The sequence below is a fragment of the Streptomyces sp. NRRL F-2580 genome, assembly GCF_000720115.1.
Taxonomy (GTDB): domain Bacteria; phylum Actinomycetota; class Actinomycetes; order Streptomycetales; family Streptomycetaceae; genus Streptomyces.
This window is the reverse complement of record NZ_JOIR01000018.1, coordinates 66,846-88,872: the sequence shown is the minus strand read 5'-3', so window position 1 is coordinate 88,872 and position 22,027 is coordinate 66,846. Positions and strand designations below refer to the sequence as shown.

Below are 22,027 nucleotides of genomic sequence, written 5' to 3'. Positions count from 1 at the left end.
TCAGGTGATGTGACGATGGGACGTCTCTGAGGCCTGCGGTCCGCGGAGACGACGGTGGGTCAGGTCGCGGTTGTTGGTGAGTGGTGAGGCGACGCAGCGGCGGACGCCCGGGGCGGCGTGGCCGGCATGGACCAAGACGGCCAGGGCCTCCTCCGCCGAGCAGTAGGAGGTGAAGCCGGCGATGACGCTGCGCAGGGCGTGGGGATCCTGCTCGGTGTCCAGCAACGGCCGGAGGAACTCGGTCGCCTCACGCGTGAATGGCAGCTGCTCATCGTCCTTCCGGTGCACGTCCGGGTCGTACGGCGAGTCGAGTCCGAAGCCGATGAAGTTCAGCGCATCGAGCCCGAAACGCCTGCGGTCACGCGAGGATCCGTCGCTCGCGACGTCGCGCGCCCACGTGAACACCTCCTGGTCGGCGCGGTAACCCAGCTGGAGGAGCGGCTCGCACCAGTCGTCGTGATCCGGGCGGGCGTGTACCAGAGCCCGCGCCATCAGCTCGTCCGGGGAGCGGTGGACGCCGAGTACGGCCTCCAGGTGGCTCACGATCGCCCAGTGTGCGGGAGGTGGCCCCGGCTCCTCCGCCGCGGCCTCGGACGCGATCCCGGCTTGTGCCGCGCGCAGCGCACGACGGTGTTGGCTGTCGGCGACCAGCGGGTCACCGCTGCGGATCAACAGGGCCAGCAGGACCGGGTACGCGCCCCGGCGGGCCGCCTACGTCACCGGGTCGACGCCACCGGCCCAGGGACGGGTCACGTCGACGCCCGGCTCGACGAGTCGCCAGACGACCTCGTCACGTTCGGCATACGCGGCGGCGGCCAGGAGAGCGACGCCGTCGTCACCGGTGAGTTCCTCGTCCGGCCCATCGTCCAGGAGGTCGAACACCGTACGGTCGTCGCCGCGCGCGACGGCGGCCAGCAGCGGGGGAAGGTTCACCGGGTAGTGATTGTGCCCGCGAGGCGACGCCGGGGCGACGCCGGGGCGAAGGGAATTCGGCCGGCCCCACCGACCTCGACGTGGTGCCGGGCCCGGCGGCCCAGGAGGGGCCGGAGGAAGTCGGTCGGCTCCCGCGCGCCCCCTGAAGTAGCGTTCGGGCATGACCATGCCACCGCCCCAGCAACCCCCGGGCCCGTACGGGTCCCCGCAGCCGTACGGTGCGCAGTACCACGCCCCGCAGCCTTCGCCCCACCCGCACCAGCAGCCGTACCCGGGGCAGCAGCCGTATCCGGGGCAGGCCTACCCGCCGCAGCCGTACCCCGGTCAAGGTGCCTGGGGTCAGCCCCCGTCGGGTCCGCCGCGCAGGAACCGCACGGGCATGGTGATCGGGATCGTCGTGGGCTCGGTGGTGGTGTTCGGCTCCGTCGTGGCAGTCGTGTCCGTCGCGGCGGGCGGAGGCGGGTTCCCCGAGGCGAAGTACCGGCTCACCGTTCCCAAGACGGTGCTGGACGGCAAGTACGCGCTGGTCCAGGACCTGTCGGACACCGGGGGCGAGCAGGCGCTCAAGGGCAGCCACGACGCCCGGATACGCGATCCGAAGCCGGTCGTCGCCCAGTACTCCTCGGATTCTCCGGACCCGGGGAGCGCCCTGGTCATCTCCGGGATGTACGGCCGGTTCAAGGACCCCGAGGGCGCCCGCAAGAAGATGCTGGCCGGCGCGGAGGACGCCGAAGGGGCCTCTCTGGCCGTCCCCGCCCGGGACATCACTCCCGCCGGTTCCGGCATCACCGTGTCGTGCGAGGTGCTGACCATGAAGAAGGGCAGCGTCAAGAGCACCCTGCCGATGTGCGCCTGGGCGGATGAGAACACCGGTGCCTCGGTCGGCATCTTCACCCCGGAGATCGCACGGCAGCAGCCCGGGGCGGTCGACCTCGCCAAGATCGCCGAGATCACCCTCAAGGTGCGTGCCGAGTCCCGGCAGCCGATCGGCTGACCGCCGCCGCCGCCACTTCCGCCGCCACGGCCCCGGGCTCCTCCTCCGGCTCCTCCTCGGGCTCCTCCTCTGGCTCCTCCGAGGAGGCGTGTCCCGCCGGTCAGCCGCGCACGTGGAGCCCGAAGCCCGTGCGGCCCGTGGGCTCCAGGCCTTCCTTGAGGTGCAGCGAGGGGATCTCGTAGTCACCGAAGTTCTGCCGCCGGAAGGGGATCGGCTCGGTCGACTCCAGGGTGAGCAGGCGCTGTTCCCAGGCCTTGGCGACGTCCGCGTAGTCCTCGTCGGTCATCCGGTCGGTGCCGTACAGGACGAACGGCGGCAGCGACTCGACGCCCGGGTAGTAGAGGATGCCGTGGTGGATCGGGAACAACAGGTCGTCGATGGGGCCGTTGATCCCGCGAGCGGCGTAGTGCGCCTCCGGGCCGCCGACGGTCACCGACAGCAGGGCCCGCTTGCCCGCGAGGGTGCCTTCGCCGAAGCGCTCGCCGTACTTGGTGTCGCTGTGCTCGCCGACGCCGTACGCGAACCGGTAGGTGAACACCCGGTCCACCCAGCCCTTGAGGATCGCGGGCATCGAGTACCACCACATCGGGAACTGGAAGATGATCGTGTCGGCCCACAGCAACTTCTCCTGCTCGGCGCGGACGTCCGCGGTGAGCGTCCCGGCCTCGAAGGCCCGGCCCGAGTCCCGGGCGACCCTCAACGGGCTCGATGCCCGGGGGCCGTAGTCGGCGGCGTCCACGACCGCCTTCCAGTTCATCGCGTACAGGTCGCTCACCCGCACCTCGTGCCCGGCGGCCTCCAGCGTGGCCACCGCCAGGTCCTTCAGCGAGCTGTTGAGCGACTGCGGCTCCGGATGGGCGTGGACGATCAGCGTCTTCACGGGAACTCCTTGGGATCGGATGCCCTCGATCCTGGCCGCCGGGGCGCCCGCTGTTCAGGGGCGCCCCTTCCATCGGACCGGACTTCCTGGTACCGGCAGGGCCACCCTCGCGGGCGGCGCCGAGGTCATACTGGGGGCATGGACGATCTTGCGGGTTACCTGCGGACCCGGCGCTCCCGGGTCGACCCCGCGTCCGTCGGCATACCCGCCGACAGCCGCCGTCGGGTCGAAGGGCTGCGCCGCGAGGAGGTCGCGCACCTGTCCGGAGTCAGCGTCGACTACTACGTACGCCTGGAACAGGGCCGCGCGACCCAGCCCTCCGAGCAGGTCCTCGACGCGCTCGCCCGCGTCCTCGGCCTCGACGCGACCGAACGCGGCCACCTGTACCGGCTCGCCCGGCACCGCCGCCGCCCCGCGAAGGCGCCGGGCGGGAAGCTCCGGCCGGAGGTGCTGCGCGTCCTCCACCTGGTCGCCGACGCACCCGCGCTGATCATGGACCACCGCCTGGACGTGCTCGCCGGGAACCGTCTGGCGGGACTCCTCTTCGGCCGGCCGATGCCAGGGCTCAACACCGCCCGGCACCTCTTCCTCGAGGAGGCCGAGCGAGGCCTCTACGCGGACTGGGAGAGGTGCACCCTCGACGTGGTCGGGCACCTGCGCCTGGCCGCCGGCCAGTACCCCGACGACCCCCGCCTGGCCTCGCTCATCGGCGAACTGGCCATGGGCAGCGAACGCTTCCGCCGCCTCTGGGCCCGTGCGGACGTGCGCGCCCGCGGACACGGCCGCAAGGCGTTCCGGCACCCGCTGATCGGGGTGCTGGAGCTGCACCAGGAGAACTTCGCACTGCCGGACGCGCCGGGCATGGAGCTGGTGGTGCTGTCCGCGGCCCCCGGCAGCCCCGCCGAGGACGGGCTGCGCCTGCTCGCCGGCCTGGGAACGGACAGCGGCGACGCGCAACCCTCGGTGAACGCTCAGGTCCGCGAGTAGCTCGACCGCGGAAGGCCTCCCCGGCCCGGCGGTCAAGCAGCCGTGGATCTTCGGCACTCCGGCGCTGGTTCGCCGCTCGTGACGGTTAGTCTGGCGCCATGGGTTCGGGTGCGGGGGCGACCGAGGACTTCGGCGCGGAACGGGACGGTCAGGGCTGGGGCGCGACCCGCGCCTGGGTGGAGAAGGGGCTGCCCGAGGCGGAGCACATCGAAGGGGCCGTACGGCTGCGCGGCGGCTGGACCTCCGAGATGCGCCGTCTGGACCTCCGCGGTCCGGACGGTCGGCGCTCGCTCGTCCTGCGTTCCTTCGTGAAGCCCTTCTACCTTCGCCATGCGGAGGGTCTGCTCACCCGTGAGGCGAACGTCCTGCGCCTGCTCGACGGCACGGACGTGCCGGCGGCCACGCTGGCGGGGGTGGATGCGACGGCGCAGCACTGCGATCACCCCTCCCTGTTGATGTCCCTGCTGCCGGGGACCGTGCGCCTGGGCGATCAGGGCGCCGACGACCGCGCCGAACTGCTGGCCCGGCAGTTGGTACGCATCCACCGGCTGCCGGTGACCGCGCGGCAGCGGCCGCGCGCCTACCAGGCCTGGGCCTCTCCCGAGCGAGTGACCCTGCCCGCGCCCACCGCCCCCGGGCGTACCGAGCTCTGGCGGCGGGCTGTCGACGTCATCCGCCAGGAGCCCCCGGCCCATCAGGGGTGTTTCCTGCACCGGGACTTCCACCCCGGCAACGTCCTCTTCACGGGCACCGGCACTGACCTTCGGGTCAGTGGTGTCGTCGACTGGGTGGAGACGTCCTGGGGGCCGGCGGACCTGGACGTGGCCCATTGCTCGACCGCCCTCGCCCTGCTGCACGGGGTTCCCGCGGGCATGCGCTTCGCGGATCGCTACGTCGCCGCGGGCGGAACCCTGGCGCAGGACGGCGCCGCCCATCTCTACTGGCGCCTGCTGGACGCGTTGGGCTTCGCCCCGGACGCGGAGAAGGTCGCCGGCCCCTGGCGCGAGCTGGGCCGTGTCGATCTGACGGCCGGTGTGCTGACCCAGCGGCTGGAGGGATACATCGAGTCCCTCTTCAGCCGTTACGCCTGAACGGAGCCCCCGCCCCTCTCAGGAGGGGCGGGGGCGGAAGTGGTCACTCCCGGGGGTGGTCACCCCTGGGCGTGGTCACGCCTGAGCGGGCTCACTCCACCCAGGGCTTCCACACGTCCTCGTGGTTCTCCACCCACTTCTTCGCCGCCTGCTGCGGCGACAGCTTCTCCTCGGCGATCATCAGGGACACCTCGTTCTGCTGCTCCTTGGACCAGTGGAACTTCTTCAGGAAGGCGGCCGCCTTGCCGCCCGACTCCGCGAAGCGCGTGTTCAGGTACTTCTGGAGCGGTGTCTGCGGGTAGGCGCACGCCACCTTCTGCGGATCGTCCGCGCAGCCCTCGGTGTACTCGGGGAGCTTCACCTCGGTCATCGGGACGCGCTCGAAGAGCCACTGCGGCTCGTACCAGTACGTCAGGAAGGGCTTGTGCTCCTTCGCGAACTGCTTGATCTGGGTGATCTGGGCGGCCTCCGAGCCGGCGAAGACCACTTCGAAGTCCAGGCCCAGGTTCTTCACCAGCGCCTTGTCGTTCGTGACGTAGGACGGGGAGCCGTCCATCAGCTGGCCCTTGCCGCGGCTCTCGGGGGTGCGCAGCTGGTCGGCGTACTTGTCGAGGTTCTTCCAGTCGGTGACGTCGGGGTGGGCCTCGGCGAAGTACGTGGGGACGAACCAGCCGATGTGGCCCGTCACTCCGAGATCCCCGCCGGGGGTGATGGTCTTCTTGCCCTCGACGTACCGCTTCTCCTGTTCGGGGTGGCCCCAGTCCTCCAGGATCGCGTCGACGCGGCCCTGGCTGAGGGCGTCCCAGGCGGGGACCTCGTCGACCTGGACGGTGTCCACCCGGTAGCCCAGCTCGTGTTCGAGGAGGTAGGAGGCGACGGCGGTGTTCGCCTGGGCGCCGACCCACGACTGGACGGAGAGGGTGACGGTCTTCGCGCCCTGTGCGGCGGCGTACGGGGAGGACTGACGGGTCATGTCGGCGGCCCCGCAGCCGGTGAGGACGGCGAGTCCGGTCACGGCGGCGAGGACGGCCGCGCCGCGCCGGCGGCTCAGGGGGCGCAGGGGGTGTGCGTCGCGCATGTCAGGCCTCCTTCGCGGGCTGGGTGACGCGGTCGAGGAGCAGGCCGAGGCAGACGATCGCGGCGCCGGCCACCAGGCCGGTGGCGAGGTCGCCCTGGGCGAGGCCGAGGACGACGTCGTAGCCGAGCGCGCCGCCGCCGACCAGGCCGCCGATGATGACGACGGCGAGGACCAGGACCACCGCCTGGTTGACGGCGAGCAGCAACGCGGGCCGGGCCAGAGGCAGTTGGACCTGCCGTAGCAGCTGGGAGCGGGTCGCGCCGAGGGAGCGGGCGGATTCCACGACGGTCGGGTCCACCTCGCGCAGGCCCTGGACGGTGATCCGGACGACGGCCGGCAGCGCGTACACCACGGCGGCCGCGGCGGCCGGTGCGCGGCCGACGCCGAACAGCGCGACCACGGGGATGAGGTAGACGAACTGCGGCAGGGTCTGGCAGATGTCGAGGACGGGCCGCAGCAGCCGCTCGGCGCGGGCGCTGCGGGCGGCGCCCACGGCGATCGCGAAGCCCAGGACGAGCGTGACCGCGACGGCGGCGAGGACCTGGGAGAGCGTGTCCAGGGAGGCCTCCCACACGCCGAGCACTCCGACGGCGCCCAGGGCGAGGACGGCGGTGAGTGCGGTGCGCCAGGTGCCCGCGAGCAGGGCGAGTGCGCAGGCCACGAGCAGGAGCAGCCACCAGGGGGCGGCCTGGAGGCCGCTGCGCAGCGGGTCGAGGATCCAGCCGGTGAAGCGGGCGGCCCAGTCGGCGGTGCCGCCGACGACGGGTACGCCGGAGTAGAGGTGGTCGGTCATCCAGGCGACGGCCGAGTTCACGGGGTCGGCGAGGGAGACGGTCCAGGACTCGGGCCACAGGGAGCTGCCGGCGATGCGGCCGGCGACCGCGGCGGCCACGGCGGCGAGGAGGGTGAGCAGGCGCCCGTACCAGCCGGAGAAGACCCGGCGCAGCAGGTGCTGTTCGCGGGCGGGTACGGGGTCGGCGCCGATGCGGCGGCCGGCGGCGTCGGCGGTGCGGTCCAGCACCACGGCGAGCAGCACGATCGGGATGCCGGCGGCGAGGGCCGCGCCGACGTCCACGGAGGCGAGGGCCTGGTAGACGCGGTCGCCGAGGCCGCCCGCGCCGATCACGGAGGCGATGACGGCCATGGACAGGCCCGTCATGATGGCCTGGTTGACGCCGAGCAGGATCGGTCGGCGCGCGAGGGGAAGGCGAGCGGTCAGCAGCCGTTGGCGGCCGGTGGCGCCGAGCGAGGCGGCGGCTTCCAGGACGCCCGCGTCGGCCTCGCGCAGGCCGAGGGCGGTGAGGCGGGCCATCGGCGGGGCGGCGTAGACGACGGTGGCGAGGACGGCGGCGGGCACGCCGATGCCGAAGACCAGCACCATCGGCAGCAGGTACGCGAAGGCCGGCAGGATCTGCATGGTGTCGAGTACGGGGCGCAGGACGCGGTCGGCGCGCGGGGAGAGTCCCGCGGCGAGGCCCAGCAGGGCGCCGAGTACGACGGAGGCGGCGACGGCGACGGCCATCAGGGCGAGGGTCTGCATGGTCGGCACCCACATGCCGAGCAGTCCGCAGGCGGCGAAGGCGGCGGCGCAGGTCAGGGCGAGCCGGACGCCGGCGAGGCGCCAGGCGACCAGGGCGGCCAGGGCGGTGACCCCGGTCCATCCGGCGGCGAGGAGGACCACGTACACGGCGCGGACGGACACGACGACGCCGTTGCTGACGTGGCCGAAGAAGTAGAGGAACAGCCAGTGGTTGTCGCGGTGGTCGATGATCCAGTCGCCGGCGCGGCCGAGCGGGCCGGACAGGTCGACGGCCAGGGCCGCGGGCCAGCTGCCGGCGCCCGGGAAGACGACGGCGAGCGGGATCAGCAGTGCGGCGGCGATGCCCATGGGGAGGAGGAGTCCGCGGCGCCCGGCGAGGCCGGGCAGGGCTCTGCGGGGGCGGTCCTGTGGAGCGGACGCGGTACGGGAGGGACGCGCGCCGGCGGTCCGTTCGAAGGACAGCGGGGCTTTCGAAGGGGCGGCGGCGCGGGTGCCGGGCCGGGTGCGGGCCGGGGTGCGGCCCGGTGTGTGGGTCGGGGTCGCGGTCATGCGCACCACCTCCGGGCATCGGGGACGGGGGTCGCGGGACGGGCCGGGCCGGTCATGCCGCCCACCCCGGTCCGGTCGTGGCCGGGAGTCCGGCCACGACGGCGAGGAGCCCCGCGTCGTCGACGACGCCGAGGCAGCGGCCGCGGTCGACCACGCGGGCCGGACCGCCGCTGAGGGCGACGGCGTGGATGGCCTCGGACACGGTGGTGGCGGGGCCCAGCGCGGGTCCCTGTTCGGCCTCGCCGGAGGTGGGGGGGCGCATCGCCGTGCGGACGGTGAGCACCTGTTCGCGCGGGACGTCGCGGACGAAGTCCCGTACGTAGTCGTCGGCGGGCGAGCCGACGATCTCCTCGGGGGTGCCGAGCTGGACGATGCGGCCGTCGCGCATCAGCGCGATCCGGTCGCCCAGGCGCAGGGCCTCGGCGAGGTCGTGGGTGATGAAGACCATGGTGCGGCCCTCTTCGTGGTGGAGCCGGGCGACCTCCTCCTGCATCTCACGCCGGATGAGGGGGTCGAGTGCGCTGAACGGCTCGTCGAACAGGAGCACTTCGGGGTCGGCGGCAAGGGCGCGGGCGAGGCCGACGCGCTGCTGCTGGCCGCCCGAGAGCTGGCCGGGGCGCCGGTCCTCCAGTCCTTCGAGGCCGACCTTGGCGACGAGCTCGGCGGCCTTGTGCCGGCGGTCGCCGCGTCCGACGCCCTGAATCTCCAGTCCGTACGCGACGTTGTCGAGGACGGTGCGGTGCGGGAGCAGGCCGAAGTGCTGGAAGACCATGGCGGCGCGGTGGCGGCGCAGGGCGCGCAGCCGGGTGGCGTCCATGGCCAGGACGTCCTCGCCGTCGATGGCCAGGCTTCCGGCGGTGGGCTCGATGAGCCGGGTGAGGCAGCGCACGAGGGTGGACTTGCCGGAGCCGGACAGGCCCATCACGACGAAGACCTCGCCCCTGCGGACGTCGAAGCTGACGTCGCGGACGGCCGCTGTGCAGCCGGTGCGCTCGCGCAGTTCGCCGGCGGACAGGTCGGCGTCGGCGGAGCCGGGGACCTTCGCGGCGGCCTTGTCGGGGCCGAAGACCTTCCAGAGGCCGTCCACGGAGAAGACGGGCGAGCCGACGGGGTCGGTGGCGGGGGCGGAGACGGGCACGGTGGGGATGGTGGTCATCGGGTACCACCGTCCCGGGCGAGCAGTTCGGCAGCCTTTTCGCCGACCATGAGCACTCCGATCATCGGGTTGACCGCGGGCATCGTCGGGAAGACGGAGGCGTCCGCGATGCGGATGCCTTCGAGGCCGCGGATCTTCAGGTCCGGGCCGACGACGGCCCCGGGGTCGTCGGGGGCGCCCATCCGGCAGGTGCCGGCCGGGTGGTAGACGGTGTGCGCGACGGAGCGGGCGTAGGCGCTCAGCTCCTCGTCGCCGGTGATCTCCGGGCCGGGGCACACCTCGCGCCCCAGCCAGCCGGCGAGCGGCTCGGTCGCGGCGATCTTCCGGGCGAGCTTGATGCCGTCCACGAGGGTGCGGCCGTCGTAGTCGTCCTCGTCCGTGAAGTAGCGGAAGTCCAGGGCCGGTTTGACCTCGGGGTCCGCGCTGGTCAGGTAGAGGCGGCCGCGGCTGCGGGGCTTGGGGATGTTGGGGGTCATCGACACGCCGTGCGCGGGGCGTTCGTAGCCGATGCGCTCGGGGTTGTCGGTGAAGGGGACCTGGTAGAAGTGGAACATCAGGTCGGGCCCCGCGGATTCGGGGTCGCGCCGGACGAACAGGCCCGCGTCGCTGTCCATCGCGGAGTTCTCCGGTATCGGGCCGTCGGTCTCCCAGACGATCACCGACTCGGGGTGGTCGAGCAGGTTCTCCCCGACCCCGGGCAGGTCGTGCACCGGCGGGATGCCGAGGGCCTCCAGGTCCGCGCGCGGGCCGATGCCGGAGTGCAGCAGCAGCCGCGGGGTGTCCACGGCGCCGGCGCACACCAGGACCTCGCGGCGTGCGGTGACCAGGGACTCCGTACCGTCCGAGGAGCGTACGTGGACCCCGCGCGCACGGAGGCCGTCGAGTTCCAGGCGGTAGGCCCAGGTCTCCAGGAGGATCCGGAGGTTGGGGCGTTCGTCCATGACGGGGTGGAGGTAGGCCACCGACGCCGAAGAGCGCTTGTTGTCCTCGGGGTGGTAGGCGAGGTCGAAGAAGCCGGCGCCCTCGTGGAAGGGCTTGCGGTTGAAGCCCTCGACGCGCGGGACGCCCAGGGCGCTCTGCGCGGAGTCGACGAAGTCCCGCGCGATGGCGTTGCGGTCCTTCTCGGCCACCGGGACGATGTTGTTGAGGAGCCTGTCGAAGTACGGGTCCATGGCGGCCGCGTCCCAGCCCTCGGCCCCCGCCTGCTCCCACTCGTCCCAGTCGGACGGGAGCGGCTTGAAGGCGATCAGGGTGTTGTGCGAGGAGCAGCCGCCGAGGACGCGGGCGCGGCTGTGGCGGATGTGCGAGTTGCCGCGGGGCTGCTCGGTGGTGGGGTAGTCGTAGTCGAGCTCGCCGCCGAGCAGGCCCATCCAGCGGCGCAGGGTGAGCACGTCGGGGCGGTCGACGTCGCTGGGGCCGCCCTCGATGACGGCGACGGTGACGTCCGGGTCCTCGGTGAGGCGGGAGGCGATCACGGAGCCGGCGGTGCCGCCGCCGACGACGACGTAGTCGTACTCCTGCCGCTCCTGCTGCTCCTGCTGCTCCTGCTGCTCCTGCGCGGGGGTGTGCGTGGGGGTGGTCATGGCTGTGCTCCTCCTTCAGCCCGCGAACCAGCGCACGGGGCGCGGGGCGAGGTTCTGGTACACGTGCTTGGTCTCGCGGTACTCCGCCAGGCCCGACGGGCCGAGTTCGCGCCCGATGCCTGACTTGCCGAAGCCGCCCCACTCCGCCTGCGGGAGGTACGGGTGGAAGTCGTTGATCCAGACGGTGCCGTGGCGCAGCCGGCCCGCCACGCGGCGGCCGCGGCCCGGGTCGGAGGTCCACACCGCGCCGGCGAGGCCGTACTCGGTGTCGTTGGCGAGCTCGACGGCCTCGGCCTCGGTACGGAAGGTCTCGACGGTCAGGACCGGCCCGAAGACCTCCTCCCGCACGACGCGCATCCCGCGGTGGCAGCCGTCCAGCACGGTCGGCCGGTAGAAGTAGCCGGGCCCGTCGGGCCGTCGGCCGCCGGAGCGGAGCACGGCTCCCTCGGCGAGGGCGGAGGCCACGTACCCCTCGGTGCGTTCGCGCTGGGCGGCGGACACGAGCGGTCCGCACTCCACGTCCGGGTCGGTGCCGCGGCCGAGGCGGATCCGGTCGGCGCGGCGGGCGAGTTCGGCGACGAAGCGTTCGGCGACGCTCTCCTCGACGATGAGCCGGGAGCCGGCGGAGCAGACCTGGCCGCTGTGCATGAAGGCGGCGTTGAGTGCTTGGTCGACGGCGGTGTCGAAGCCTTCCTCGGTGGCGCAGGCGTCGGCGAAGACGACGTTGGGGTTCTTGCCGCCGAGTTCGAGGGCGACCTTCTTGACGGAGTCGGCGGCGGCGCGCATCACCTTCGTACCGCTGGTGAGACCGCCGGTGAAGGAGACGAGGTCGACGTCGGGGTGGGCGGCGAGGCGCGCGCCGACGGAGTCGCCGGGTCCGGTGACGAGGTTGGCGACACCGGCCGGCAGGCCGGCCTCCGCCAGCAGGCCGATGAGGGCCACCGTGGACAGCGGGGTGATCTCGCTGGGCTTGAGCACGAAGGTGTTGCCCGCGGCGAGGGCCGGGGCGATCTTCCAGGAGGCCTGGAGGAGCGGGTAGTTCCACGGGGTGATCAGGGCGCAGACCCCGACGGGCTCGTGGACGACGACGCTGTGGACGTCGGGGGTGCCGGCGTCGACCACGCGGCCGGCGCCCTCGCCGACGACGAGGTCGGCGAAGTAGCGGAAGGCGTCGGCGACGCAGTCCACGTCGACGCGGCCCTCTTCCAGGGTCTTGCCCGCGTCACGGCTCTCCAGCAGCCCGAGGATCTCGCGGTCGCGGTGGAGCAGGTCGGCGGTGCGGCGCAGCAGTGCGGCCCGCTCCTGGACAGGGGTCTGGGGCCACTCCCCGCCGTCGAAGGCGGCGCGGGCGGCACTGACGGCCGCGTCGGTGTCGGCGACGCCGCCCTCGGCGACGACGGCGAGGACCGTGGCGTCCGCCGGGTCGAGGACCTCTCGGGTGGCTCCTGAGACCGCGGAACGCCAGGTCCCGGCGATGTGGATGGTCATCTGCTCGGACACGACGCGCTGTACCTCCGATTCCGGCACCGCGGCCTACCCGCGGTGGTGCTGCTCGGGCGCACTTGCCCAGGCCTTCGGAGGCCATGTCCCATACGTCACTGGAAGTGACGGGAGTCACTCCCCGTCACACCGAAGGGAGATGAGGAGATATATAGACATTTCAGACATCCGGTGGGTGTCAGGCGCATCATCGGGCCGTCTCGGGCAACACGGCTGCCATGACGACACGAAGCGGCACGGACGCGAGACCCTCGCGGCCCTTTTGGCTCGTACCGGCCCAGGCCGCCGTGATGGTGGCGCTGGGTCTGTTCGTAACGGCCGTACCGGCGGGCCTCCGGCTGGTGTCGCCGGAGGACCGGGTCACGGACGCGTTCGCCGCGCACCGGACCCCGTGGGCCGACTCCCTGTCGCAGTGGCTGTCCGTCGTGGCCTCCACGGAGGGCATCGTCGGTGTGACGCTGCTCTGCGTCATCGCCCTGCTCGTGCTGCCCCGCACCCCGCACAGGGCCGACGCGGTCTTTCTGGGCGGGTCGGTCGCCGTACAGTCGGCCGTCTTCCTCTTCGTGACGATGTGTGTGGAACGCCCGCGCCCCGACGTGCCCCGGCTGGACGGCGCGCCGCCCACGTCGAGCTTCCCGTCCGGCCACGTCGGCGCCTCCGTGGCCCTGTACGGCGGGCTGGCCGCCCTGGTGTGGACCCGCGTCCGCGGCCCGTGGCGGTACGTCGCGGCGGTGGTCCTGGTGCTGGTCCCGTCGGCGGTAGGACTGTCCCGGATGTACCGGGGCATGCACCACCCCTCCGACGTGGCGGGCGGTCTGGTCAACGGCATCGCCACGCTGCTCGTCATGGGATCGGCGTTCCTCTCCGGCCGCACCCGCGACACCGAGGGCACCCGCGACACGGAAGTCGCCCACGAGCCCGCTCACCGGCCCGCCGAGCGGACCACCGCGGGGCGTTCCGGTCAGCGGGCCGTCGTGGTCCGCCACCCCCACGGTTGCGGCGACGAACTGGCCGAGCGGGTACGCCTGTTCCTCCACCGCCACGGGTACGACGACCAACGGTGGACCGCCACCTCCGTCGAACGACCCTGCGGGACCCTGCCCGAGGAGTGCGCCGACCCCTCAGTCGGCCTGGTCGTCGTCTGCGGCGGGGACGGCACGGTCCGCGCCTGCGCCGACGTGGTGGCCGGCACCGGCACACCGCTGGCACTCGTGCCCTGCGGGACGGGCAACCTCCTCGCCCGCAACCTGGACCTGCCCCTGGATCCGCTCGCCGCCCTCGAAACGGCCCTCACCGGCGACGTCTTCCCGATCGACGTGGGGCGGGTGTGGGGCGACGGCCTCCCGTCGACGCGGTTCACCGTGATGACGGGGGCCGGATTCGACGCCGCCACGGTCCGCGACACCTCGCCCGCCCTCAAGTCCCGCCTCGGCTGGGCCGCCTACGCCCTGTCCGCCGCCCGCCACCTGGGAGACCCAGGCATGCGCCTGTCCGTACGGGTGGACGGGGGCCGGGCCCGTCGTCGTCGGGCGCGGATGGTCGTCGTCGGCAACGTCGGCGCGCTCCAGGGCGGACTCGAACTCCTGCCGCGGGCCCGGCCGGACAGCGGACGGCTGGAGCTCGTGCTGTTCGACCCCCGCGGCGCGGCGGGCTGGCTGGCCGCGGCCGGTCACCTCGCCTGCCGGCTCGTCCGCACGGGCACCCGCGCGCCGGACGCGTCGACCCCTGCGTCGCCGACCGGCAGCCGGACCGTGGCCGGAGGGGCCCTGGAGTACTTCAGCGCCCGCCGCATCGAGATCCGCTTCGCCGACGCGCAGGCCCGCGAGGTCGACGGCGACACCATGGCGGAAGGCTCCCGGCTGTTCGCCGAGGTGGAACCGGGCACCCTGCGGATCTTCCTTCCCCGGGCCCCGGGAAGCACGCCGAGCGTCCCCCACCCGAGCAGCCCCGCGCACGCGTCCCCTACCCCGCGCCGCTGAACCCGTCCGGGCGCGCCGCGCACCGGGACCACACACAGTCAGGAAGCCGATGGGAACCGCGAGCCGAGTACCGCAGAGACGTGACGTGGTGGGCGAGGAACTGTCCGCCGACGAGGCCTGGTCGGCCCTGCGCCGATACGGGGGCTGGAGCCTGGTCCGCGACTCCTTCGTACGCTTTCGCTACGCGGACGGCTTCAGCCACTCCCGCGCGCTCGCCCTGCAGACCGTCCTGTCCATCGTGCCCCTGGCCATCGCCGCCATCGGCCTGTCCAGCGTCCTCCACACCGAGGGCCTCGGCCGGGTGGCCGAGCTGACGATCGGACGGATCACCAGCGGACCCAGCCGGGAGGTGGTCGACGAGGCGCTGCGCGAGAGCCGCCGCCACGCCGGCGACGGCGGCCAGGCAGCCCTGTGGCTGGGCCTGCTCTTCTCCCTCGTCAACGTCACCACGAGCCTGTGCCAGGTCGAGCGCGGCGCCAACCGCATCTACGGCAACGAACGCGACCGGCCCTTCCTGCGCAAGTACAGCCGCGGGCTCGTCATGGCGGCCCTCGCGGGTCTTCCGCTGGGGCTCAGCTTCGTCATCACCGTGCTCGGCGCCGACCTCACCCACGCCTTCGCCGAGGTCTACCACCTCGGGCCGAGCGCCGTCCGCGCCTGCGACGTGCTGCGTTGGCCGGCCGGGATCCTGCTGGCCGTGCTGGCCACCAGCGCGATCTTCCGCCTTTCACCGCGCCGCGACCAGCCGGGTTATACCTGGCTCGCCTTCGGCGCCGTCGTCTATCTCGGACTGTGGATCACGGCCACCTGGGCGCTGAGCCTGTACGTCGGCGCCAGCAGCTCCTTCACCAGCGTGTACGGGCCCCTCAGCGCCCTCGTCTCGCTGTTGCTGTGGTCCTACCTGACCTCCCTGGCCCTGTTCCTCGGCCTCTCCTTCGCCGCCCAGCTGGAGGCCGTACGAGCCGGCGTACGGCAACCCGTCTCACGGGACCCCGGAGTCTGACGCCCACCACCCACCGCCGACCGCCCACCGCCGACCGCCGACCGCCCACCGCCCGCCACGCCGCCCGAACGCCCCCGACCGAAAGCCGCGTACCCATGGCACAGCGCCCGCCCCGCTCCCGACGTCGCACGGCCCGCGCCTTCCTGGCCGGACGCTCCGGGCCCGATGCGGCCTTCGGGACGAGACTCCTGCTGACGGTAGCGGCGACGACCGCCGTGACCGTGCCGTTCGTACTCGCCGTCGTGCTCGTCGAGTCCCGGTGGCCGCCGCTCTACCGCCTCGACCGGGACACGGCCGAACGGCTCCACCGTGCCGCCCTCGAAGACCCGGGGCGGGTACGGGTGTTGGGCTTCCTCACGGACGTGGTGTGGGACCCGGTGACCATGCGGCTCCTGGTGGCCGCCTTGGTGGTGTGGCTCCTGAGGCGCCGAGCCTGGCGCCTGGCGGCCTGGGCCGCCGTCACCGCGACGGCCGGCGCCCTCCTGGGGTTCCTCACGAAGAACGCGGTGGAACGGGCGCGCCCGCACCTGCCCGATCCCGTCGCCCACGCGCCCGGGTTCTCCTTCCCCTCCGGGCACGCCATGACGGCCATGGTGTCCTGCGCGGTACTCCTCCTGGTCCTGCTCCCGCTGGTGCCGCCCGCCTGGCGGCCCCTGCCCTGGGCGCTGGCGGTGACGAGCGTGCTCGGCGTCGGCTACACCCGTGTGGCGCTGGGCGTGCACTGGGTGAGCGACGTCGTCGGGGGCTGGCTCCTCGGGCTCGTCGTGGTCACGGCCACGACGCTCGTCTTCGAAGCCTGGCGGACCGACATCGGGCGCCGCCGGACCGGCCTCGGGGAGGGGCTGGAGCCCGAGATCTCCGCGACCGAGCCCGAGCCGGCCCTCGGGACACCCGCCCGGCCCGGGTCGGACGACGGACGGACCGGATCCGGTTGACCGCGTGTCCGGAGCTCACCCCACCGTGCGGGAACGGGCTGCCGTCACGCGTCGGTCCCCGCGTGCGGGGCGGGTGTCATCCGGGGATGGAAACAGGCCGTGATCGTCTTGCCGCCGTGGAAGGAATGGGCGTCCCACTCGTCGGCGAGGGCGTCGATGATGGCGAGTCCCCGTCCGGAGGTCGCCTCGCGTGAGGGGTCGCGCGGGGCCGGCAGGCACGGGTCGCCGTCGGCGACGCTGACGTGCAGGCACCGCCCGTCCCAGGTGAGCACCAGCCCGGCGCTGCTGCGGGCGTGGACGTGCGCGTTGGTGACGAGCTCCGACACCGTCAGCAGGACGGAGTGGACCGTGTCGGGGGCGTCCGTCGTCCACTGCAAGGAGTCCAGGTGTTCCGCGGTCCACCGGCGGGCTTCGCGCACCCCTCGGTGTACGGGGAAGGACGTGGCCCACCCCTTGGCACGTATGGACACCGCGCTCACCTCGCTCGCGCTCTCGTGTGACGCCGGACCGGACGGACCGGACGGATCGGGTGGATCTGACGGATCGGATGGGTCGGGTGGATCTGACGGGTCGGATGGGTCGGGACGCGTATCAGAACCGGCTCGCCCGGTGGCGGGCCCGGTGCCCTTCCCCGCGGTGGACGAGCAGCAGGGCCAACACCACGGGCGCGATCAGCAGGACCATCGTCGTCATGGGAGTGCTCCTTCCTCGTAGTTCGTCTCTCCTTGACGTCTGGCCGCGATGGGGCGTCCGAAACCCCGACGGCCGCCGTATCACCCGCGTCATCCGCTCGATCGCGGGTACCCGCCCAGCACCCGAACACGGAGAACTTGACGGAGAGGGCACCCCGATGACGATGACATCGCAGGGCAAGAACGCTTCCACCCCGACCGAGTTCCGCCGGCAGGCCGCGCGGGCCGCCGGCCGGCTGCGGGACACCGCCGTGCAGGTCGGCCATCTCGTGGAGGCCAAGACGCCCGATCCCGTCCTGGCCCGGGCGGTCCGGGCGGCACGGCGTCTGCGCGGCACGGCTGCCCGTGCCCAACGCTTCGCCGGGGACAAGAGCTTCGCCTCCGCGCGGGCCGGGGCCGGTCGGGCCGCGGCGGTGGCGCGGACCAACCGGACCGCGTTGACCACGGGGGCCGGCGTACTGGCCGCCGCCGTGCTCGCCCGGAAGGTACGCCGGGCGCGACGGGCACGGCGGCAGAGCTAGTCGGAGGCCGTCAGGGGCGAGGCCGGCCGGGCGCGTTCGGCGTTGAACTGGGCCCCGGTGAGCAGGGCCAGGTTGGCGAACCAGAGCCAGACGACGAAGACCACGATGCCGGCCAGCGAGCCGTAGAGGCGGCCGTAGGTGTCCAGCCCCGTGTAGAGCGTGAAGAGCGCCGAGGCGGCCAGCCACAGCAGCGCCGCCAGTACGCCGCCGGCCAGACCTCGGCGCACGCCCCGGGTCTGGGCCGGGCCGGTACGGAAGAGGACCAGCACCAGGAGGGTGACGACCACCAGCAGCACCGGCCAGCGCAGGAGCGAGATCGTGTCCGGGCCTCCCCCGGCGGCTCGTGCGGCCCATCGGGCCGGCGGCCCGGACATGACCAGCCCCGCGGCGCCGACGACGAGCAGGGTCAGCAGCAGCGCGGCGTTGAGGAGCAGCATGTGGGCCGCGCGGAGCGGCCGTCGGTGATCGGGAACCTGGTACATCGTGTGCAGTGCGCGGCGGAACACCGCGAGGTAACTGCACGCCGACCACAGTGCGCTCGCGACACCGCTGACGAGCAGGGCCCACATCGACGAGTGTTCCGCCGTGAGGCCTCCGAGCGCGTCCCGGAGCACCTGCGCCGATTGCGGAGGGGCGTACGCGGTGAGGTCGGTGATCAGCCGGTCCCTCGTCGCCCCGCCCAGCAGCCCCACGAGGGAGACGGCGATGACGAGCGCGGGCAGCAGCGCCAGGAGGGCGTAGTAGGTGAGGGCGGCCGCGTGGTCGGCGAGATTGTCCGTCCAGACGCGAACGGCCGTACTCCGCAGCTCGGCGCGGGTGCGCGCCACGAGGGCGGTGGCGGGGGCGGGAGGGCCGCCGCCTCGACATGATGCGGTGCGGGGGATGTCGGTCACGCCCTGCACGTTCCCTGCAGGCCCGTGCCCATGCGCGCGTGGGGTCCGCGCCGTCGGCCGGGGCCTCTCAGCCACGAGGGGGCGCGGGCCGGATCGGCCAGCGCCCCCTCGGGGCGGTCTGCCTTCAGGTCATGGTGCGCCGAAGATCAGGGTCAGCTGCGGTGTGCCCTCGTTGGCCTGCGCTTGGGAGGACCACAGCCACAGGGCGTCCGTGCCGCTGCTGGTCAGTGCCAGGCCGTAGCCGTCGCCGAGTGCCGCCGCGACCGTCGCGGTGGTGAGCGCGGTCGTGTGCACCGCGCTGCCGTCCGGGATGCCCGCGAAGCCGCCGAGTGCCGGACCCCCCAGGGCGGGGCGGTTGTTGTACGTGGTCCCGCCCTCGCTCCACGAGCCGGTGACCGGGACGACCGAGACGGTGTCCGTCGTACCGGCGCCGCTCATGGTGCTGGTCTTCACGCTGAGGGTGGCCGACTTGAGGACCGTGCCCGCGGGCGCGGCCGGCAGGTCGAAGCGCAGGTAGCTCGCGTAGAAGGAGGTGCCGCGCACCGCGAGTGAGGACGAGGTGCCGTAGTTGGTCGCGGGCGCGCCCGCGTTGGCGTAGGTGTCCTCCGCGGCGGTGACCTGGACGACCGAGTCGGCCGGAGCGGTGGCGAGGGCGTAGTGGTTCTGGACCTGCGCGGCGCTGAGGACGGTCGGGTAGACGGCGGTCTCGTCGAGCCGGCCCGCCCAGTACTCGCTCGTCGGGCGGTCGGGCCAGCCGCCGAGGCTGTCGCCGCCGGCGTGCCAGTACCCCGAGAAGTTCTCGTGAGTGGTGACGTTCAGGGTGCCCTTCTGGGCGCCGTCCACGTAGAGGGTCATGCCGCCGGGGCCCTGGCTCGCGACGACGTGGTGCCATTGGTCGTCGTTGTACGCGCCGTTGGTGGTGACGGTGCGGGTGGCTCCGGTGTAGACGCCGTAGACCAGCCGGCCGTCGTTGGTCATGTAGATGTGCTTGTCGTACTGATTGCTGCCGCGTGCCTGGTTGTTGCCGAAGCCGAGGAGTTTGCCGCCCCGGGTGGTGTTCGTCTTGAACCAGGTCTCGATGGTGTAGGTGCTGCCCACGGTCTGCCGCTTGTCCCCGTACACCTGGGTGTCGGTGCCGTTGAAGCCGATCGCCGTGCTCGCGCCGGAGACCGCGCCGGGGCTCTGGCGCAGGGCGGGGGCGTTCAGGTGCACGCCGCTCTGGTTGCCCGGGACGGACGAGTCGGCGGCGAAGGGCGGGGCCGACTCGTCGTAGCGCCAGTACTGCTGGGCTCCGTCGGCGCGGACCTGGTTCGGGTAGCCGTCCACCTGGGCCGGGACGGTCACGCTCGCCGTCGCCGACAGGGCGCTGGTGTTGCCGGCCGCGTCGGTGGCCGTCACCCGGTACGTGTACGACTGGCCCGCTGCCGCGGTGGTGTCGGTCCAGGAGGCCTGCGGGCGCTTGAAGAACAGCGAGTCGGCCGTGACCGTGGCGATCGGCGTGGCCGCGCCGTTGCGGTAGATTTTGTAGGTCAGCGCGCTGTCGTCGAGGTCGAGGCTGGTGCGCCAGCGCACCTGGACCTCGCCGGGCTTGAAGCTGACCGCGCTCGCGACGGGCACGGTGGGCGCGCCGGTGTCCCCGGTGGAGGCGAAGCGCGTCAGGCTCTGCTGCGCCGCGCCGTTGACGGTGGTGAACTCCCCGCCGACCCACAGGTACTGGACGCCGCCCTTGGAGCCGACCGTCATCACGCGCGGGCCGATGCCCTCGCCGATGCCGTCGTTGGTGTCGGGGGCCCAGCCCAGCTTGCCGGTGCCGCTGGTGGGCTGGGCGAGCAGGTGGTGGCGCTGGCCGTCGGGGAACTCGCCGACGCTGGAGCAGTCGTGCGCGTGCGAGGCGCTGTAGAGCACGCTCTGGTACGGCAGCACGGCCTGGGTGGCGCCGAGGCAGGTGTCGCGCCAGCGCTGGCCGAAGTCGCCGAGGTTGAGGGCGATCCGGCCGTCGAAGACCCCGCCGCCGGTCCCCTCGTTGGCGGTGTAGAAGCCGGTGGCGTCGGTGGCGATGTCCTTGACGACGGAGTTGGTCTCGATGAAGCCGGCGTACGACTTGGTGAGCGCGCCGCTCGTCGCGTCGACGACGGCCAACGCGTGCGTGTTCGTACCGTTGACGGTGAAGAAGTCACCGCCGAGGACCACGTTCCTGCCGTCCGGGGTCACCTCGACGGCGCGTCCGGGCTCGTCGGCGTCGGCGGTGAAGGGCTTGAGGGCGCCGTCGGCCGCGCCGACGGCGGCGAAGCGCTCGCGCGGCTGGCCGGCGACGCTGAGGAAGTCGCCGCCCGCGTAGACGGTGTCGTCGGTGACGGCGAGGGCGCGGACGGTGGCCGCGAAGGCCGGGCGGAAGCCGGTCTTCACCGTGCAGGTCGCCACGTCGATGGCGGCGAGGCTGGACACGGCCGTTCCGTTGACGGCGCCGAAGTAGCCGCCCGCGTACAGGGTCGTCTTGTCCGGGGAGAGGGCGAGGGCGCGGACCGTGGCGCTGCCGGAGGCGATGGTGAAGGACAGTGTGCAGGAGGTCGGGGCGCCGGTCGCGGCGTCGAGCGCCACGAAGTTCACGGCCGACTGCTCGCTGCCGGCGCTGCCCACGGGCGGGCGGACGGTGGAGAAGGTGCCGCCGGCGAAGACCTGGCCGCCCGCCTCGGCGAGGGCCCAGACGACGCCGTTGGGCTGCCAGGTCGACAGCGGGTCGGCGGTGAAGGCGACGGGCGGGGTGACGGCCGCCGCCTGGGGGACGAGGCCGATGCCCAGCCCTGCGCCGGTTCCGGCCAGGGACAGGGCGAGAGCGGCCGCCAGCTTTCTGGATCTACGCATGAACCCCCCAGTTCGGTGTGGCGTGCGGCCCTGTGGCGCGGCCGGGTGAGTCATGGCCGAAAACAGCCGAACAGCCGTGCGCGACCATGCGTACGGACGCACCTTAGGGCGATTTTGCGCTCGGTTCACCCCACTTGACGCACCGGATGCCACATCGCGCCGGCGGCTGCGCGTGCGTCCGCGTCACGTGCGCGGTTTGGCGCGGAGGTGCATCCGCTCCCCCTGGCGCCCGAAGAGGCTCAGGATCTCCACGGGCCGTCCGTCCGCGCTGGTGAACCAGTGGGGCAGCCGGGTGTCGAACTCGGCGGCCTCGCCGGGGCCGAGGACCAGGTCGTGGTCCGCGAGGACGAGCCGGAGCCGGCCGTCGAGCACGTACAGCCACTCGTACCCCTCGTGCGTACGGAGGTCCGGCTCGGTGCCCCGGTCGGTGATGAGCATCTTGAAGGCCTGGAGGGGGCCCATGCTGCGGGTGAGGGGGACGGCCGTGCCGCCGTTGGGCATGGTGCGGGGCGTCAGCCGCACCCGCGGGTCCCCCACTTCGGGGGCGCCGACGAGGTCGTCCAGGGGCACGCGGTAGGCACTGGCGAGCGGCAGCAGCAGTTCCAGGCTGGGGCGGCGCTGTCCGGATTCGAGCCGGGAGAGGGTGCTCTTCGAGATGCCCGTCGTCTCGGAGAGCGCGGCCAGCGTGAGGCCCCGCTGGGCGCGCAGCCGTCGCAGCCGGGGGGCCACCTGGTCGAGTACCGCCTGGTGGGGCGCCGGCTTGTCCGCGCGGTCGTTCTCCATGCGGCCATTCCATCGCGCCGTCCCGGAAACGGCAACAAGGTTTGCCGCTTGAGCGCCGAGGCGCACAC

At 73.1% G+C, this 22,027-nt stretch carries 19 protein-coding genes; 7 read left to right on the top strand and 12 right to left on the bottom strand.

Annotated elements, in window-relative coordinates; translation table 11 throughout:
• The gene (locus IF88_RS0121165; protein ID WP_030714554.1) at nt 1–543 is read right to left on the bottom strand and encodes a hypothetical protein; all 543 of its coding nucleotides are present in this window, start codon (nt 541–543) and stop codon (nt 1–3) included.
• Nucleotides 544–711: 168 nt separating this feature from the next.
• A complete protein-coding gene (locus tag IF88_RS0121160; protein WP_030714551.1) occupies nt 712–933 on the bottom strand; it encodes a hypothetical protein in 222 nt (73 codons plus the stop codon).
• A 160-nt stretch (nt 934–1,093) separates the two neighbouring features.
• On the opposite strand from IF88_RS0121160, the gene IF88_RS0121155 reads away from it, so the two are divergent.
• Nucleotides 1,094–1,927 carry a hypothetical protein gene (locus IF88_RS0121155; RefSeq protein ID WP_030714548.1) on the top strand — a complete coding sequence of 278 codons (834 nt, stop codon included), beginning with the start codon at nt 1,094–1,096 and terminating at the stop codon, nt 1,925–1,927.
• 100 nt (nt 1,928–2,027) lie between these two features.
• Here IF88_RS0121155 and IF88_RS0121150 read toward each other — a convergent pair whose 3' ends face one another.
• Nucleotides 2,028–2,807: an NAD(P)H-dependent oxidoreductase gene (locus tag IF88_RS0121150; protein WP_030714545.1), complete on the bottom strand. Its 780-nt coding sequence runs from the start codon at nt 2,805–2,807 to the stop codon at nt 2,028–2,030.
• 138 nt (nt 2,808–2,945) lie between these two features.
• Here IF88_RS0121150 and IF88_RS0121145 point away from each other — a divergent pair, with 138 nt between their 5' ends.
• Both IF88_RS0121145 and IF88_RS0121140 read left to right on the top strand, forming a co-directional pair.
• Nucleotides 2,946–3,794 (top strand): helix-turn-helix transcriptional regulator, encoded by an 849-nt coding sequence (locus tag IF88_RS0121145; protein WP_030714542.1) that lies wholly within the window; start codon nt 2,946–2,948, stop codon nt 3,792–3,794.
• Nucleotides 3,795–3,892: 98 nt separating this feature from the next.
• Nucleotides 3,893–4,885: a phosphotransferase family protein gene (locus IF88_RS0121140; protein WP_030714535.1), complete on the top strand. Its 993-nt coding sequence runs from the start codon at nt 3,893–3,895 to the stop codon at nt 4,883–4,885.
• A gap of 91 nt (nt 4,886–4,976) precedes the next feature.
• Here the strand turns inward: IF88_RS0121140 and IF88_RS0121135 are convergent, their stop codons facing one another.
• The 5 genes from IF88_RS0121135 to IF88_RS0121115 form a co-directional block, all read right to left on the bottom strand.
• Entirely contained in the window at nt 4,977–5,963 is a 987-nt protein-coding gene (locus IF88_RS0121135) for an ABC transporter substrate-binding protein (protein ID WP_037806514.1), read from the bottom strand.
• A 1-nt stretch (nt 5,964) separates the two neighbouring features.
• A complete protein-coding gene (locus tag IF88_RS0121130; protein WP_107050590.1) occupies nt 5,965–7,851 on the bottom strand; it encodes an ABC transporter permease subunit in 1,887 nt (628 codons plus the stop codon).
• A gap of 253 nt (nt 7,852–8,104) precedes the next feature.
• On the bottom strand, nt 8,105–9,208 hold the full coding sequence (locus IF88_RS0121125) for a quaternary amine ABC transporter ATP-binding protein (protein ID WP_051837251.1): 1,104 nt from the start codon (nt 9,206–9,208) through the stop codon (nt 8,105–8,107).
• The gene (locus IF88_RS0121120) at nt 9,205–10,791 is read right to left on the bottom strand and encodes a GMC family oxidoreductase (RefSeq protein WP_030714527.1); all 1,587 of its coding nucleotides are present in this window, start codon (nt 10,789–10,791) and stop codon (nt 9,205–9,207) included. Before IF88_RS0121120 ends, IF88_RS0121125 begins: the two co-directional genes overlap by 4 nt.
• 15 nt (nt 10,792–10,806) lie before the next feature.
• Nucleotides 10,807–12,279, bottom strand: a complete 1,473-nt coding sequence (locus tag IF88_RS0121115) for an aldehyde dehydrogenase family protein (protein WP_030714525.1) — start codon at nt 12,277–12,279, stop codon at nt 10,807–10,809.
• Between the two features lie 230 nt (nt 12,280–12,509).
• Here IF88_RS0121115 and IF88_RS43785 point away from each other — a divergent pair, with 230 nt between their 5' ends.
• From IF88_RS43785 to IF88_RS0121100, 3 genes are all read left to right on the top strand, one after another.
• Complete coding sequence (locus IF88_RS43785) at nt 12,510–14,270, top strand: diacylglycerol kinase family protein (protein ID WP_234323626.1); 1,761 nt, start codon at nt 12,510–12,512, stop codon at nt 14,268–14,270.
• Nucleotides 14,271–14,319: 49 nt separating this feature from the next.
• The gene (locus IF88_RS0121105; protein ID WP_030714522.1) at nt 14,320–15,273 is read left to right on the top strand and encodes a YihY/virulence factor BrkB family protein; all 954 of its coding nucleotides are present in this window, start codon (nt 14,320–14,322) and stop codon (nt 15,271–15,273) included.
• A 95-nt stretch (nt 15,274–15,368) separates the two neighbouring features.
• Nucleotides 15,369–16,208: a phosphatase PAP2 family protein gene (locus IF88_RS0121100; protein ID WP_037806507.1), complete on the top strand. Its 840-nt coding sequence runs from the start codon at nt 15,369–15,371 to the stop codon at nt 16,206–16,208.
• Nucleotides 16,209–16,252: 44 nt separating this feature from the next.
• Here the strand turns inward: IF88_RS0121100 and IF88_RS0121095 are convergent, their stop codons facing one another.
• The gene (locus IF88_RS0121095; RefSeq protein ID WP_051837297.1) at nt 16,253–16,672 is read right to left on the bottom strand and encodes an ATP-binding protein; all 420 of its coding nucleotides are present in this window, start codon (nt 16,670–16,672) and stop codon (nt 16,253–16,255) included.
• Nucleotides 16,673–17,058: 386 nt separating this feature from the next.
• Here IF88_RS0121095 and IF88_RS40590 point away from each other — a divergent pair, with 386 nt between their 5' ends.
• Nucleotides 17,059–17,421: a hypothetical protein gene (locus IF88_RS40590; RefSeq protein WP_037806505.1), complete on the top strand. Its 363-nt coding sequence runs from the start codon at nt 17,059–17,061 to the stop codon at nt 17,419–17,421.
• Here the strand turns inward: IF88_RS40590 and IF88_RS0121080 are convergent.
• From IF88_RS0121080 to IF88_RS0121070, 3 genes are all read right to left on the bottom strand, one after another.
• The gene (locus IF88_RS0121080) at nt 17,418–18,314 is read right to left on the bottom strand and encodes a YihY/virulence factor BrkB family protein (RefSeq protein WP_234323625.1); all 897 of its coding nucleotides are present in this window, start codon (nt 18,312–18,314) and stop codon (nt 17,418–17,420) included. The two genes, IF88_RS40590 and IF88_RS0121080, sit on opposite strands and share 4 nt — an antisense overlap.
• Before the next feature lie 129 nt (nt 18,315–18,443).
• Nucleotides 18,444–21,176 carry a DNRLRE domain-containing protein gene (locus IF88_RS0121075; RefSeq protein WP_030714514.1) on the bottom strand — a complete coding sequence of 911 codons (2,733 nt, stop codon included), beginning with the start codon at nt 21,174–21,176 and terminating at the stop codon, nt 18,444–18,446.
• Between the two features lie 183 nt (nt 21,177–21,359).
• Nucleotides 21,360–21,959: a helix-turn-helix domain-containing protein gene (locus IF88_RS0121070; RefSeq protein WP_030714511.1), complete on the bottom strand. Its 600-nt coding sequence runs from the start codon at nt 21,957–21,959 to the stop codon at nt 21,360–21,362.
• Between the last annotated feature and the right edge of the window lie 68 nt (nt 21,960–22,027).

Excerpts from the sequence above, each read along its gene's own strand:
- IF88_RS0121155 (WP_030714548.1), top strand. The coding sequence starts at position 1,094 with ATGACCATGCCACCGCCCCAGCAACCCCCGGGCCCGTACGGGTCCCCG.
- IF88_RS0121145 (WP_030714542.1), top strand. The coding sequence starts at position 2,946 with ATGGACGATCTTGCGGGTTACCTGCGGACCCGGCGCTCCCGGGTCGAC.
- IF88_RS0121140 (WP_030714535.1), top strand. The coding sequence starts at position 3,893 with ATGGGTTCGGGTGCGGGGGCGACCGAGGACTTCGGCGCGGAACGGGAC.
- IF88_RS0121135 (WP_037806514.1), bottom strand. The coding sequence starts at position 5,963 with ATGCGCGACGCACACCCCCTGCGCCCCCTGAGCCGCCGGCGCGGCGCG.
- IF88_RS0121130 (WP_107050590.1), bottom strand. The coding sequence starts at position 7,851 with ATGGGCATCGCCGCCGCACTGCTGATCCCGCTCGCCGTCGTCTTCCCG.
- IF88_RS0121125 (WP_051837251.1), bottom strand. The coding sequence starts at position 9,208 with ATGACCACCATCCCCACCGTGCCCGTCTCCGCCCCCGCCACCGACCCC.
- IF88_RS0121120 (WP_030714527.1), bottom strand. The coding sequence starts at position 10,791 with ATGACCACCCCCACGCACACCCCCGCGCAGGAGCAGCAGGAGCAGCAG.
- IF88_RS0121115 (WP_030714525.1), bottom strand. The coding sequence starts at position 12,279 with ATGACCATCCACATCGCCGGGACCTGGCGTTCCGCGGTCTCAGGAGCC.
- IF88_RS43785 (WP_234323626.1), top strand. The coding sequence starts at position 12,510 with ATGACGACACGAAGCGGCACGGACGCGAGACCCTCGCGGCCCTTTTGG.
- IF88_RS0121105 (WP_030714522.1), top strand. The coding sequence starts at position 14,320 with ATGGGAACCGCGAGCCGAGTACCGCAGAGACGTGACGTGGTGGGCGAG.
- IF88_RS0121100 (WP_037806507.1), top strand. The coding sequence starts at position 15,369 with ATGGCACAGCGCCCGCCCCGCTCCCGACGTCGCACGGCCCGCGCCTTC.
- IF88_RS40590 (WP_037806505.1), top strand. The coding sequence starts at position 17,059 with ATGACGATGACATCGCAGGGCAAGAACGCTTCCACCCCGACCGAGTTC.
- IF88_RS0121075 (WP_030714514.1), bottom strand. The coding sequence starts at position 21,176 with ATGCGTAGATCCAGAAAGCTGGCGGCCGCTCTCGCCCTGTCCCTGGCC.
- IF88_RS0121070 (WP_030714511.1), bottom strand. The coding sequence starts at position 21,959 with ATGGAGAACGACCGCGCGGACAAGCCGGCGCCCCACCAGGCGGTACTC.